The 14546-nt window shown below is 45.6% G+C and carries 12 protein-coding genes; 9 read left to right on the forward strand and 3 right to left on the reverse strand.

Annotation, left to right across the window (positions count from 1 at the left end; genetic code table 11):
- Nucleotides 1–332: 332 nt before the first annotated feature.
- From MHO32_RS01830 to MHO32_RS01840, 3 genes are all read left to right on the forward strand, one after another.
- The gene (locus MHO32_RS01830) at nucleotides 333–1769 is read left to right on the forward strand and encodes an alanine/glycine:cation symporter family protein (RefSeq protein WP_005447878.1); all 1437 of its coding nucleotides are present in this window, start codon (nucleotides 333–335) and stop codon (nucleotides 1767–1769) included.
- Between the two features lie 116 nt (nucleotides 1770–1885).
- Nucleotides 1886–2662, forward strand: coding sequence for a peroxide stress protein YaaA (yaaA, locus tag MHO32_RS01835; RefSeq protein ID WP_005447880.1), 777 nt, complete (start codon nucleotides 1886–1888; stop codon nucleotides 2660–2662).
- A gap of 202 nt (nucleotides 2663–2864) precedes the next feature.
- Nucleotides 2865–3500 (forward strand): alternative oxidase, encoded by a 636-nt coding sequence (locus MHO32_RS01840; RefSeq protein ID WP_005447882.1) that lies wholly within the window; start codon nucleotides 2865–2867, stop codon nucleotides 3498–3500.
- Nucleotides 3501–3560: 60 nt separating this feature from the next.
- Here MHO32_RS01840 and srmB read toward each other — a convergent pair whose 3' ends face one another.
- Together srmB and MHO32_RS01850 are read right to left on the reverse strand one after the other, a co-directional pair.
- Nucleotides 3561–4784 (reverse strand): ATP-dependent RNA helicase SrmB, encoded by a 1224-nt coding sequence (gene srmB, locus MHO32_RS01845; RefSeq protein ID WP_005447883.1) that lies wholly within the window; start codon nucleotides 4782–4784, stop codon nucleotides 3561–3563.
- A gap of 107 nt (nucleotides 4785–4891) precedes the next feature.
- Nucleotides 4892–5611, reverse strand: a complete 720-nt coding sequence (locus MHO32_RS01850; protein WP_005447885.1) for a tRNA1(Val) (adenine(37)-N6)-methyltransferase — start codon at nucleotides 5609–5611, stop codon at nucleotides 4892–4894.
- Between the two features lie 330 nt (nucleotides 5612–5941).
- Between MHO32_RS01850 and brnQ the strand changes: the two genes are divergently transcribed.
- Entirely contained in the window at nucleotides 5942–7255 is a 1314-nt protein-coding gene (brnQ, locus tag MHO32_RS01855) for a branched-chain amino acid transport system II carrier protein (RefSeq protein WP_009697628.1), read from the forward strand.
- 92 nt (nucleotides 7256–7347) lie between these two features.
- Here brnQ and fldB read toward each other — a convergent pair whose 3' ends face one another.
- On the reverse strand, nucleotides 7348–7866 hold the full coding sequence (fldB, locus tag MHO32_RS01860; RefSeq protein WP_005447890.1) for a flavodoxin FldB: 519 nt from the start codon (nucleotides 7864–7866) through the stop codon (nucleotides 7348–7350).
- A 158-nt stretch (nucleotides 7867–8024) separates the two neighbouring features.
- Here fldB and xerD point away from each other — a divergent pair, with 158 nt between their 5' ends.
- From xerD to lysS, 5 genes are all read left to right on the forward strand, one after another.
- Nucleotides 8025–8942 carry a site-specific tyrosine recombinase XerD gene (xerD, locus tag MHO32_RS01865; protein ID WP_239210554.1) on the forward strand — a complete coding sequence of 306 codons (918 nt, stop codon included), beginning with the start codon at nucleotides 8025–8027 and terminating at the stop codon, nucleotides 8940–8942.
- Nucleotides 8943–9003: 61 nt separating this feature from the next.
- Nucleotides 9004–9792 (forward strand): bifunctional protein-disulfide isomerase/oxidoreductase DsbC, encoded by a 789-nt coding sequence (gene dsbC / locus MHO32_RS01870; RefSeq protein WP_026000319.1) that lies wholly within the window; start codon nucleotides 9004–9006, stop codon nucleotides 9790–9792.
- Between the two features lie 46 nt (nucleotides 9793–9838).
- Entirely contained in the window at nucleotides 9839–11578 is a 1740-nt protein-coding gene (gene recJ, locus MHO32_RS01875; protein ID WP_005447894.1) for a single-stranded-DNA-specific exonuclease RecJ, read from the forward strand.
- Nucleotides 11579–11750: 172 nt separating this feature from the next.
- Nucleotides 11751–12849, forward strand: a protein-coding gene (gene prfB, locus MHO32_RS01880; RefSeq protein ID WP_100208484.1) for a peptide chain release factor 2 whose coding sequence is annotated in 2 segments (ribosomal slippage) — nucleotides 11751–11825 and nucleotides 11827–12849 — 1098 coding nt in all. Because the reading frame shifts where the segments join, the coding sequence is not laid out codon by codon here.
- Nucleotides 12850–12883: 34 nt separating this feature from the next.
- Nucleotides 12884–14401: a lysine--tRNA ligase gene (gene lysS, locus MHO32_RS01885; RefSeq protein ID WP_239210555.1), complete on the forward strand. Its 1518-nt coding sequence runs from the start codon at nucleotides 12884–12886 to the stop codon at nucleotides 14399–14401.
- The last annotated feature ends 145 nt before the right edge of the window (nucleotides 14402–14546 follow it).

Here is a 14546-nt window from a genome sequence, read left to right on the forward strand (position 1 = left end):
TGATGAAAGGGCTATTTATGTTGAGATTTGATAAACAAGATGTTGCTGTTTGTGAGCGTTAAGTTTTCCTTTTATGTTAACTTTTGGTGACTTTCTAGTGAAAAATAACAAGGTTATTTTACTTGTTGCATATTGATTTTTGCTTTTCGAGGCTGCATTATCCGCCCGTCAAAAAATACGCTGGTACGTAAAATGGATGCATGAAGCGACGTTTACGATTCTAGATTGCGCAATAAACATTACTCAAAAAGCTAAGCACACTTTGACACTTAGCAGGCAATCTGGTGGATGGCTTGGAAGCAAAGACCGGCGCAACTCACTTTGAGGTACACATGACAGACTTAATCAATTTGATGAACGATCTCCTTTGGGGTTCGATTCTGGTTTATCTTCTTGTTGGTGTAGGAATCTACTTCACCGTTCGATTGGGATTCATTCAATTCCGTCATTTCGGCCACATGTTCTCTGTTCTGAAGAACAGCCGTAAAGCAGACAAAGCTGGTATTTCTTCTTTCCAAGCGCTTTGTACTAGTCTTGCTGCACGTGTAGGTACAGGTAACATGGCGGGTGTTGCTGTTGCTTTGACAGCAGGTGGTCCTGGTGCAATCTTCTGGATGTGGTTGATTGCAATGCTTGGTATGGCGACGTCGTTTGCGGAAAGTACGCTAGCGCAGCTATACAAAACCAAAGATGATGATGGCAACTACCGCGGTGGTCCTGCTTACTACATGGAAAAAGGTTTGGGCATGCGCTGGATGGGCGTGCTGTTCTCGATTTTCCTAATCATCGCTTTTGGTTTGGTATTCAATGCCGTTCAAGCAAACTCAATTGCAAACGCAATGAGCACTGCATTTGGTTGGAATGACCTTTATGTTGGTATTGCTGTTGTAGCACTGTCAGCCGTCGTTATCTTTGGTGGTATTAAGCGTATTGCGAAAGTAGCTGAACTGATTGTTCCAGTGATGGCACTAGCATACTTACTACTAGCGTTGTTTGTGATGTTCTCTAACCTAGACAAACTACCAGATGTGCTAATGCTTATCTTCAAGAGCGCATTTGGTCTGCAAGAAGCAGCTGCGGGTGGTCTTGGTTACGCAATCGCACAAGCGATGATCAACGGTATCAAACGCGGTCTGTTCTCGAACGAAGCTGGTATGGGTTCTGCACCAAATGCAGCAGCATCTGCAACCCCTTATCCACCGCACCCTGCATCTCAAGGTTACGTTCAGATGCTAGGCGTATTCATGGATACGATTGTTATCTGTTCTGCGACAGTGGCTATCATCCTTATGTCAGGTGAGTACGTTGGTCAAGCAACGGAAGTGACCGGTATTGAGCTAACTCAGCGTGCATTGAGCTCACAAGTTGGTGATTGGGGCAGCATCTTTGTTGCTGTTGCGATCTTCTTCTTCGCATTTACTTCGATTATTGCGAACTACTCATACGCTGAAACGAACCTAATCTTCCTAGAGCACAACCACAAAGCAGGTCTAGGCATCTTCCGTATCATTGTATTGGGTATGGTTATGTTCGGTGCGCTAGCATCACTACCTGTGGTTTGGTCACTGGCTGACGTATCAATGGGTTTGATGGCGATAGTGAACTTGGTGGCGATTCTATTGCTATCTGGTATCGTGATTAAACTGGCGAAAGACTACAACCGCCAGCTAAGCGAAGGTAAAGTGCCGACGTTTGATGCAAATGACTTCCCTGAGCTGAAGTCTCAGCTAGAAGATGGCATTTGGGACAACACGAAAAAAGAAGACTAAGTGATGTTCACTGCCAATCATTGTTGAAAGCTATCAACACGATTCAAAAAGCCATGCAGACAATGCATGGCTTTTTTTGTACTCTAATGGAAAATAAAATTAGGGAAGTTAAAGTCATGCTCATCGTAGTTTCTCCAGCTAAAACGCTCGATTACGAATCACCACTCGCGACCGAGAAGTTTACTCAACCTGACTTGGTTAGCTATTCAAAAGCGCTGATCGAGGTATGCCGTAAATTAACACCTGCCGATGTTGCATCACTGATGAAAGTGAGCGACAAAATCGCTGATTTGAACGTTGGTCGTTTCCAAGAGTGGAGTGAAACTTTCACCACAGATAATGCACGCCAAGCCATTTTGGCATTTAAAGGCGATGTGTACACAGGTCTTGAAGCGGAAACCCTTTCTGACGCTGATTTTGACTACGCTCAAGATCACCTAAGAATGCTATCTGGTCTATACGGTTTGCTTAAGCCACTCGATTTAATGCAGCCATACCGTCTTGAGATGGGCACTAAGCTGGCAAACGACAAGGGATCTAACCTTTACCAGTTCTGGGGTAATGTCATTACCGATAAGCTGAATGAAGCGATTGCTGCGCAAGGCGACAACGTATTGATTAACCTTGCATCAAATGAATATTTCAAAGCGGTGAAGCCAAAGAACTTGGATGCACAAGTGATCACGCCTATCTTCAAAGACTGTAAGAATGGTCAATATAAGGTGATCAGCTTTTACGCGAAGAAAGCGCGCGGCATGATGGCTCGCTACATCATCGAAAACCGTATCGAAAGCGTTGCTGACCTCACTAAGTTTGATGTTGCGGGTTACTACTTCGTTGAAGAAGAGTCGACACCAACAGACTTAGTGTTCAAACGAGAAGAGCAAAACTGATTGAAGTCAGTCAATCGCGAGTTGATGATTCAGCGAAATAAAGTACGCCAAAAAGCCGGATAGTTATCCGGCTTTTTTTATGCCTATTCGATCTGATCTTAATCGAATTCTTTACATAAAAAGTTTATATCTTAAAAAATAGTTGAGTAATAAAGTTTAAAGTTGTATTTTAAATGCAACTTTAAAAATAAGGAGTTCTCCTATGTCAGACTTCAAGCTCACACACAAAAAAGCCTCTAAGTTATCGGAGTACGTTGCACTGCGTATTACCAAATTGCTGAAATTCACTCTGAACATCTTTTATGGCAAGAAATACGCGAAACGAGCGGTAATTCTCGAAACCATCGCAGCCGTGCCGGGTATGGTAGCTGGGATGTTCAATCACTTGAAAGCGCTACGCCGAATGAAAGATGATGAAGGCTGGATCCGAGAACTTCTCGATGAGGCTGAGAACGAGCGCATGCACCTAATGATTTTCCTCGATATTGCCAAGCCAAGTTTGGTTGAGCGTTTGTTGGTGTTGCTGGGACAAGGTGTTTTCATTGTTGTGTACAGCTTCATCTATCTGCTGTCTTCTAAAATCGCTCACCGTGTTGTTGGTTACTTCGAAGAAGAAGCGTGTAACAGCTACACTGAGTACCTAGAGAAAATTGATAGCGGGGAAGTGGAGAACGTACCAGCCCCAACTCTGGCGATTGATTACTACAAGCTGCCAACTGATGCGATGCTAAGAGATGTGATTTTGCGTATTCGAGAGGATGAAGCGGGGCACCGTGACCGTAACCATGGCTTCGCTGATGCCTATGAAGACAAAACCTTGCCTGCTCATCAACTATAGATGAAAAACAAAAAGAGCCGCGATTGCGGCTCTTTTAGATTTGAAATCAATCAGACGTGATTACTTCTTCTTAGCGGTTTTCTTTTTCGCTACTTTCTTCTTGTCGTCTTTTTTCTTTTTCTTCTTAAACACAGGCTTTTTGTGTTTAGGGCGCATCTCTTTCACGAAACGTTCTTTGATGTCCTCTTTCACGTAACGAGCAACGCGATCCATCATTGGTTGGTCGTGCGCTTCTACGATTGAGATAGCATTACCTTTCTTACCTGCACGAGCCGTACGACCAATGCGGTGAAGGTACACGTCTGCCGTGCGTGGCATATCGTAGTTGATTACGTGTGATACGTCAGGAAGGTCGATACCGCGTGCCGCTACGTCTGTCGCTAATAGCACGTTTACAGTGCCTTCACGGAAGCGAGAAATCGCGTTGTTACGACGATCTTGAGGCATTTCGCCTTGAATCCAAGAACATGGAATCTGTGCGCTCTCTAACTGGGCACGAAGCTCTGCTAAACGCTCGCGAGTCTTCAAGAATACGATAGTGCGTTCTGCTTGCTCTGTGATGATGTGTTTTAGTAGGGCAAGTTTATGCTCTGCGTCATCAGCACGATGGTACCACTGTGCGATCTTCTTACGCTCACGTAGTGGTGATTTTGCGTCGATCTCTGCTGGTTCGTTCAGTAGGTCTGCTGTGAAACCCTCTACGCCTTTGCCTTCTAGTGTTGCTGAGAACAGAAGGGTTTGTTTGCGCCAGCGACATTCGTTAGACAGACGGTCAACAGTTGGAGCAAAGCCCATGTCTAGCATGCGGTCTGCTTCATCAAGGATTAGCCATTCAATCGCACGACAGTCAAAACGTTCTGCGTCAATGTATTCACGTAGACGACCTGGTGTTGCTACCACGATATCTTGCGTCGTTGCTAGGATATCTGCGTGCTCTTGGTATTGAACACCACCAGTGATGGTGAAGATGTTTAGCTTGGTGTTTTTCGCTAAAGCACGAGCTTGATCCGCTACCTGCATCGCAAGTTCACGAGTTGGGGTTAGGATCAGAATACGTGCAGGTCCCGGTTTACGACGTGGGAAATCTTGCAGGTATTGCAGTGCTGGCAGGACGAATGCTGCCGTTTTACCAGTACCAGTTGGTGCTGACGCTAGAATGTCACGACCATCTAACGCTTGTGGAATCGCTTCTGCCTGAATTTTAGTTGGGCGTTCATAGCCCATCTCGTCAATGGCTTCAAGTAGGTTTTGGTCTAGATCAAGTTCAGCAAAGGTTCTGATCACAATGAGTTCTCCACAAGCAAAGCTTGGTTAATGGTTCGCCACAGCAGCATAGAATATAAAAAGGTCGCACATTATAAAGTGATTGGTGACAAGGATCACATGTTATTTCACATCTTAAGATAAAACTCGCGAGTTAGCTGAGTAAAGTCGTCGCTATAACCCTCGTTTGAGTGAATGATCAAGTGCGTTTCTTGAGTATCACAAGCTTGTTTGGCTAATTCAAACAGTAAACGGTGGACTGGCTTTTTCTGTGATGGTTGCACGCGACAGATGCGCGATAAGAACCATCCTTGCTGTTTAGCCATGGCAATAAACAGTTCGCCTTCTGTAATCGGCAGAACAAAACTGGCAGTACCGTCTTCTTCGAGTAGTTCATTACAGCGTTTAAGTAATGAAGCGTGTTGCAAAGTATCCGTGTGTCGAGCAGTTGCACGTTGGCTTTGCTTCGATTGCTCACCACTGTTGAAGTAGGGCGGATTACAGATGATGTGCTCGAAGCGATGTGTTAGTTCAAACTGCAATACATCAGCGTGGTGGATGTGAAGCCTGTCGGACCAAGAGGATAGGGTGAAGTTTTGCTGCGCTGCTTCTACCGCTGATGTTTCAATATCAAGAGCGGTGATCTGTGCGGCAGGAAATCGCTGTGCACACATTAGTGCTAGCAAGCCCGTGCCTGTACCAATGTCCAAAATTTTACTCTGTGGTGAGCAATTTGCCCAAGCGCCAAGCATCACACCATCAGTGCTGACGGGCATGCCACTTTCACCGCCGTGAATCGAAAACTGCTTGAACTTGAAGTCCTTAGTCTGAAATTTTTCGCTCTTCATGATTGTTTTATTTTTACTCAATAATAGAGTTAATTTCTCTATTGTTTCTTAATTGTATAGATTGTTATCTTGTTGGTTGTTAAATTGTATTTCAATTTGATCGAGATAATGAACTGGTCTCAAATCTATAGGTAGTGATATTCACTGCTTTTGAGTTGATGAACTAAATTAATATGGTGTTTTTTTCTTAAAGGTTGCCAAATGATGGGTACTTCGTCATTATGCGGCGGAAATTTATAGATTGAACCACAGGTACTCATTAACTTTGGGTATACAAAAAAGTGGTCGATGCATACACAACATTCATCAATTAGAGAAAAAGGGTTATCTGTGAAGCAGACGTTAAAACTAACAGATATTATCGCAGTAGGCTTTATGCTATTTGCGTTCTTTTTGGGTGCTGGCAACATCATTTTCCCACCACTAGCGGGTCAGCTAGCCGGTGATCACCTGATGCCAGCAATGTTCGGTTTCTTGCTAACAGCGGTAGGTCTACCTCTTATTACTATCGTTGCTATTGCTGTGGCAGGCGGCTCTTGGGATCACTTGACTCAAGATCTTCCTAAGAAAGCAGCAGTGCTGATGGCGGCGTTGATCTTCATCATCATTGGTCCTGCATTTGCTGCACCTCGTACAGGTCTTGTAGCATATGAAATGGCAGTGAAACCATTCTTCCTAGATGCCTCTCAAGCGCATCTAACATCATTCTCAATCTTGTTCTTTGCGGTGGCTATGATCTTCGCTTGGTTCCAAGGTCGTTTGATTGATTTGATTGGTAAAGTGCTAACGCCAGTTCTGTTCCTTGGTCTTATCGTTCTTGCTATTGCGGTATTCATTGACCCACAAGGCGAAATGATGGGCGCGCACGGCGAGTACCTAACTCAACCATTGACTAAGGGCTTCCTTGAAGGCTACAACACCATGGATACGTTCGCATCGTTGATGTTCGGTATGCTAATGGTGGACGCACTTCGCAGTAAAGGCATCACTGAGCGTGCAGCAACGACAAAATACCTAATCTGTGCTGGCTGTATTGCCGCTGCAGGTCTTGCGTTCGTATACATCTCATTGTTCTACCTAGGTGCGACGAGTTCAACTATTGCAGCAGGCGCAGACAACGGTGGTGCTGTGCTGAGCCAATACGTTCAGGCGCTATTTGGTCCTTACGGTCAGATTGTACTTTCAATCATCGTATTGCTTGCATGTTTGACGACGGCTATCGGTCTTATCTCTGCATGTTCAGATTTCTTCAGCTCTAAAACGAAACTGACTTACAAGCAGTGGGTTATTATCAACGGTGCGGCTTGTGCACTGATTGCAAACGTTGGTCTGTCTCAGCTAATTTCTCTATCAGTTCCGGTTCTGTTCGCGCTATACCCAGTAGCAGTAGCATTGGTTGCGCTAACGTTTGTACGTAGCAAGCTTCCAAACCCACGAGTGGCTTACCGCTCTGTACTGCTAGTATCACTGTTATTTGCATTGATTGATGCTGCGAAAGTTGCGGGTCTAGACGTGTCTGCATTCAACATGCTGCCGCTATTTGAAGTGGGCATGGGTTGGGTTCTACCAACATTTGCAGCGATTGTTTGCATGTTCTTTATTGCTAAGTCCTCACAACCAGAGTTGACTGAAGAAACTGCATAATTGCTGACTAGCAAAACAAAAAAAGCCCGGTGAAGTGATTCGCCGGGCTTTTTGTTTATCTGTTGTCTAGCAAGTGCTGGATGCCGTATGACTTAAAGTGTGTCGTGGAACTCTACTAAGACTTGCTCACACCATTTCTCGATGCGCTCATCACTGAGTTCGTACTGGGAATCTTCATCCAACGCTAAGCCGACAAATTGGCTGCCATCTTCTGTCAGTGCTTTTGATGCTTCGAACTCATAGCCTTCGTTTGGCCAGTAACCAATAAACTGCGCGCCCGTTGCTTTTAGCTCGTCATGCAGTAGACCCATCGCATCAAGGTACCACTCGCCATAGCCTTCTTGGTCTCCTAAGCCGAATAAAGCTACGACTTTGCCTTTTAGTGGTGTGGTTGCAATATCTTCCCAGATAGCGCTCCAGTCTTCTTGGATTTCACCGAAGTCCCAAGTAGAGATACCAATTAGCAGTAAATCGTAATCTGCCATCAGCGACAGCGGTGTCTCTTTCACGTTGTGAATGTCGACAAGGTCTTCACCAATGATATTGCGAATTTTCTCTGCTGCCATTTCTGTGTAGCAGGTTGTTGAGCCGTAAAAGAGTCCGATTTTCATTATATTCGTCGTTTTTTATGTTGCTGTTGTGGCAGATTCTAACCATAAATCGGGGAAGATTGCAGCGAATATCCCGCGGGAGATGATTTTTTTATGGTATTGGTTGAGCAGTTGCCTTACTCTCAATACTGTAAATATAAACAGATAAGGAAGCGTTCATGACGGCACAACAGCCTGTCAATCAACTAGATTTTGGTCTGGTTGAACAATTCTTAGATGCAATGTGGATGGAGCGTGGTCTATCGGAGAACACGTTGGCTTCCTACCGAAATGATTTAATGAAATTGCTCGCGTGGATGGAGCAACATAGCTACCGTCTAGATTTCATCAGTTTGTCTGGTCTGCAAGAGTATCAAAGTTACCTCGTTGATTTAGATTACAAGCAGACATCCCGTGCGCGTATGTTGTCAGCGATTCGTCGCTTGTTCCAATACATTCACCGTGAAAAAGTACGCGGCGATGATCCGAGTGCGCTATTGGTCAGCCCAAAGTTGCCTCAGCGTCTGCCTAAAGACATCAGTGAAGAGCAAGTGGACGCACTGCTTGATGCGCCAGATCCTAATGATCCCGTTGAGCTGCGAGACAAAGCCATGCTTGAGCTACTCTACGCGACTGGGTTGCGTGTGACAGAGTTGGTCAGTCTGACAATGGAAAACGTCAGTTTGCGTCAAGGGGTAGTGCGCGTGACCGGTAAAGGTGGTAAAGAACGCCTCGTTCCTATGGGAGAAAACGCGGTCGATTGGATTGAAACTTTTATCCAGCAAGGTCGGTCTGCTCTATTGGGAGAGACTACGTCGGATGTGGTATTCCCAAGTAAACGTGCGAGACAAATGACCCGTCAGACCTTTTGGCACCGTATCAAGTACTACGCTGTGATAGCGGGTATTGATACCGACCAACTGTCTCCACACGTATTGCGCCATGCTTTTGCGACACACTTATTGAACTATGGCGCAGATCTCAGGGTCGTACAGATGCTGTTGGGGCATAGTGACTTATCGACAACGCAAATTTATACTCACGTGGCGACTGAACGATTGAAACAGATCCACAGTCAACACCACCCAAGAGCATAATGATGGTTTGGTTCATCCTTTGTCTCATTGGATGAAAAGATTTTATTTTAAGGTGAATTTAATGAGCGTATTACGCCGACTAACTCTGCTGACTTTACCGTTTTTCGTAACCGCTTGTGGTGCTGAAGAAAGTCAGGCAAAAACGGAAACTCCTGCACAACAAGTCGCGCCAGCGGCAAAACAGAACTTTGATGAAGCTGCGCTAAAAGCGAAGTTCTCTAAGCTGGGTGTGTCTATTCTTGATATCCAACCATCAGACGTTGCTGGACTATTAGAAATCCAAACCAATGGTGGTGTGTTGTTCGCATCAAACGATGGCAACCACTTTATTGCCGGTACACTTTACGCCATTGATGATAACGGCGGCTACAAAGACGTGATTGCTGAGCGTCAAGCACCATTGAACGCAGAGAAAATCGCGAAGTTATCTGATAGCGTGATTGAATACAAAGCGGACAACGAGAAGTATGTGGTGACGGTATTTACCGATATCACGTGTGGTTACTGCGTACGTCTACACAGCCAGATGCAAGGTTACAACGACTTGGGTATTACTGTTCGTTACATGGCGTACCCTCGTCAAGGTGCAACAGGTCCAGTTGCTGAACAAATGGCGACAATTTGGTGTGCAGAAGATCCGAAATCAGCAATGCACAATGCAAAAGTTGAGCGCACTTTCGACAATCCAGCGAAAGATCTAAAACAGTGCAAAGAAACCATTCAAGCGCACTACAACCTAGGTCGTGAACTTGGTATTTCTGGTACGCCAGCAATCTTCCTACCAAGTGGTGAACTCGTAGGCGGTTACCTTCCACCGGCTGAACTACTAAAACGCTTAGAGCAACAATAATCCTTTAAGGAGCAGAGCCAGCGGTATTCGTTGGCTCTTTTCAAACATGATAGAAATTCAACGACGTCCTGAACCGGATCTTTCTCTTCTTCCCGATTCCATTCCACCTATTCTCAAGCGCATCTACATTAACCGTGGTATCACAGATGTAGCACAGTTAGAGACTTCTGCTCGTGGCTTACATTCTTACCAACAGTTGGGTGGCATTGACCAGGCGGTTGAGTTGTTGTTCCAAGCCATTAATGAGCAAAAGCGTATTATTGTCGTTGGTGATTTTGATGCCGATGGCGCGACTAGCTCGGCGTTGTCAGTGCTTGCCCTACGTATGCTTGGCAGTAATAACGTGGACTACTTGGTGCCGAACCGCTTTGAAGATGGCTACGGCCTCAGTCCTGAAGTCGTGGACCAGGCGTTAGAGCTGGGTGCTGAGATGATTATGACGGTAGACAACGGTGTGTCGTCGATTGAAGGGGTTCGCTACGCCAAAGAAAACGGCATTACTGTACTGGTTACTGACCATCACTTACCAGGGCAAGAGCTGCCGAATGTGGATGCCATGGTGAACCCGAACCTCGACAGCTGTGCTTTCCCATCGAAAGCATTGGCAGGGGTTGGCGTTGCTTTCTATTTGATGATGGCGCTTTGTGTGTACATGCGTAAACAAAATTGGTTCGCGCAGCAAGGCATGCAAGAGCCTAAGTTGATGGAGTTGATCGACTTGGTTGCTCTCGGCACCGTCGCCGACGTTGTGCCGCTGGATGAAAATAACCGCATTCTTGTGCACCAAGGCTTGCAGCGTATTCGTGCAGGCAAAGCACGCCCGGGAATTCAAGCTCTGATTGAAGTCGCGAAGCGAGATGCTCGTCGTTTGGTTGCATCTGATTTTGGCTTTGCACTTGGTCCTCGTATTAATGCCGCAGGTCGTTTGGATGACATGTCTTTCGGTGTTGAACTACTGATGTGTAACAACATCCATGCGGCGCGTCGTATGGCGAGTGAGTTGGATGGTTTGAACCAAACCCGTAAAGAGATTGAAGAAGGGATGAAGCAAGAAGCGATGGCTTTTTGTGAGCGTCTTCAATTTGGTGAAAACAGTGAATTGCCTTACGGTTTAGCACTGTTCCAACGTGATTGGCACCAAGGCGTTATCGGTATTCTTGCTTCGCGCATTAAAGAGAAGTTCCATCGTCCTGTTATCGCCTTTGCCGATGGCGGAGAGGGGACAATTAAAGGTTCTTGTCGCTCTATTCCGGGGCTACACATGCGTGACGCGCTGGATTTCATCGATACGCAAAACCCAGGCTTGATCATCAAATTTGGTGGACACGCGATGGCGGCAGGCTTAACCATCAAAGAACAAGACTTCGAGCGCTTTAGCCGTTTGTTTGATGAAGTCGTGAAGAAAGAACTGGACGAAGCGGCGCTGAAAGGTGTGGTTATGTCGGACGGCGAGCTTAAACCCGAAGAGTTCTCGATGAATGTTGCTGAACAATTGCGCTCAGGTGGTCCTTTTGGGCAAGCGTTCCCAGAACCTATCTTTGATGGTGAGTTCAAAGTATTGCACCAGAAACTGGTCGGTGAGAAGCACCTTAAGCTGATGCTAGAACCACTTTTCAAAGGTCATCCAACAAACGTCATGATCGATGGCATTGCATTTAATGTTGACTTGCGTCGTTGGCCGGATGCATCAGTGAAAACAGTACGCCTCGCGTATAAGTTGGATGTGAATGAGTTTCGCGGCAATCAATCATTACAGTTAATGATTGATCACATTGAAGCTAAGTAGGACCTAGAAAGTCACTTCTTTTAGAGTACGGTCGCCTTTTTGTGGGCAAAAATTTTATGACCGTGCTCTCTCTAATTGCAATCTGATTTCCCAGCCGAAATTTTCCTGTATCTCGGTCACATTTTTGAGTAGAATTTCTCGGTTAAATTCTATTCTAAAATGTTGAGCCAACATGTTTGAAATCAATCCAATTAAAAACCGTCTACAGGACGTGTCTGAGCGCACGAATGTCCTGAGGGGGTATCTTTGACTATGACGCTAAGAAAGAGCGTCTAGAAGAAGTCAACGCAGAACTTGAACAACCAGATGTATGGAACGAACCAGAACGTGCACAAGCACTAGGTAAAGAGCGTGCATCTCTTGAAGCGGTTGTTGAAACTATCGATCAACTAGAGCAAGGTGTAGAGGACGTTGAAGGTCTTCTTGAGCTTGCGGTTGAAGAAGAAGATCAAGAAACGTTTGACGAGATCGAACCAGAACTTGCTGAGTTGGAAGAGAAGCTAGAACAGCTTGAATTCCGTCGTATGTTCTCTGGTGACCATGACAGCTCTGATTGCTACATTGATTTGCAAGCTGGCTCAGGTGGTACAGAGGCACAAGACTGGACCAACATGATGCTACGTATGTACCTACGTTGGGCTGAAGCAAAAGGCTTCAAATCTGAGGTGATCGAAGTATCGGAAGGCGAAGTTGCGGGTCTTAAGGGCGCAACAGTGAAGATCTCTGGTGAGTACGCTTACGGCTGGCTACGCACAGAAACAGGCGTTCACCGCCTAGTTCGTAAATCGCCATTCGATTCAGGCGGTCGTCGTCATACTTCATTTGCTTCTGCGTTTATCTACCCAGAGATTGATGAAAACATTGATATCGACATTAACCCATCTGACCTACGTATCGACGTTTACCGTGCGTCAGGTGCTGGTGGTCAGCACGTAAACACCACCGAATCTGCGGTTCGTATTACACACGTACCAACGAACACAGTGGTTCAGTGTCAGAATGACCGTTCTCAACATAAGAACAAAGATCAGGCAATGAAACAGCTTCGAGCGAAGCTATTTGAGCTTGAATTGCAAAAGCAAAACGCGGAAAAACAAGCTAATGAAGACGCTAAGTCTGACATTGGCTGGGGTAGCCAGATCCGTTCTTACGTATTGGATGACTCACGCATTAAAGACCTCCGTACGGGCGTTGAAAACCGTAATACTCAAGCGGTTCTTGATGGCGATCTGGACAAATTTATTGAAGCTAGCCTGAAATCAGGTCTATAAAGCTTTTCACCGACAAAAACAGGATACATCGAAAATGACTGATGCTGTTCAAAACGAAACTGTACAAGAAGAAAACAAGCTAATTGCTGAACGCCGCGCTAAACTGGATGAAATCCGAAAGAGCTGCAAAGCAAATGGCCACCCAAACGACTTCCGTCGTGACGCACTAGCGGGCGACCTTCAAAAAGAGTTCGGTGAAAAGACGAAGGAAGAGCTAGAAGAGCTTAACCACGTAGTTGCAATCGCTGGTCGTATCATGGCTAAGCGTGGTCCATTCCTAGTAATCCAAGAGACTTCTGGTCGTATTCAAGCTTACGCTGACAAAGCGGTTCAAAAAGTACTAAAAGACAAATACCAAGGTCTTGATATCGGTGACATCATCGGTGTTAAAGGTGCGCTGCACAAATCAGGTAAAGGCGACCTATACGTGAACATGGAAGAGTTCGAGTTGCTAACTAAAGCACTTCGTCCACTACCAGAGAAGTTCCACGGTCTAACTGACCAAGAGATGCGTTACCGTCAACGTTACGTTGACCTAATCGTTAACGAAGATTCTCGTCAAGCGTTCGTAGTACGTTCTAAAGTAATGTCTGCAATCCGTAACTTCATGATCTCTAAACAGTTCATGGAAGTTGAAACGCCAATGATGCACGTTATCCCTGGCGGTGCGAGTGCGCGTCCATTTATCACGCACCACAACGCACTAGACATGCCAATGTACCTACGTATCGCGCCTGAGCTATACCTGAAACGTCTAGTTGTTGGTGGTTTTGATCGCGTATTCGAAATCAACCGTAACTTCCGTAACGAAGGTCTTTCTCCACGTCACAACCCAGAATTCACAATGATGGAATTCTACATGGCGTACGCGGATTACAAAGATCTTATGGACCTAACTGAAGAACTACTAAGCTCAGTCGCTCTAGAAGTTCTAGGTTCAACGTCAATGCCTTACGGTGATGACACGGTTGAGTTTGGTGGCACTTACACTCGTATGAGCATGTTTGAAGCAATCAAGCACTACAACCCAGACCACGCACAAATCCAAGCGCTAACAGAAGAAGACATTCAAAACCGTGACCTAATGGTTTCTATCGCAAAATCAGTGCACGTTGAAGTCGAACCTTTCTGGACATGTGGTCAGCTTCTTGAAGAAATCTTCGGTGAAACTGCAGAACCTAAGCTAATGCAGCCAACGTTCATCACTGGCTACCCAGCGGACATCTCTCCTCTGGCTCGTCGTAGCGATGACAACCCATTCTTCACAGACCGCTTTGAGTTCTTCATCGGTGGTCGTGAAGTAGCAAACGGCTTCTCTGAGCTTAACGATGCAGAAGACCAAGACGCGCGTTTCAAAGCACAGGTGGAAGCGAAAGAGTCTGGTGATGACGAAGCAATGTTCTACGATGCAGACTACATCACTGCACTAGAGCACGGTCTACCACCAACAGCAGGTCAAGGTATCGGTATCGACCGCCTAGTTATGCTGCTGACTAACACGCACACTATCCGTGACGTGATCCTATTCCCAGCGATGCGCCCACAAGCGTAATCTCCTCGCTGAGTAATGAAAAAACCACCTTCGGGTGGTTTTTTTGTATCTTTAATTTGAATAAATTCAACTGTTTGCATTTGATTGTATATAAGAGGTCTAAATAAGCATTCGCCAAATCTCAATCTGTTGCATAGTCTTAATA

This window comes from Vibrio sp. MMH1-50, assembly GCF_022347645.1.
Lineage (GTDB): Bacteria > Pseudomonadota > Gammaproteobacteria > Enterobacterales > Vibrionaceae > Vibrio > Vibrio harveyi.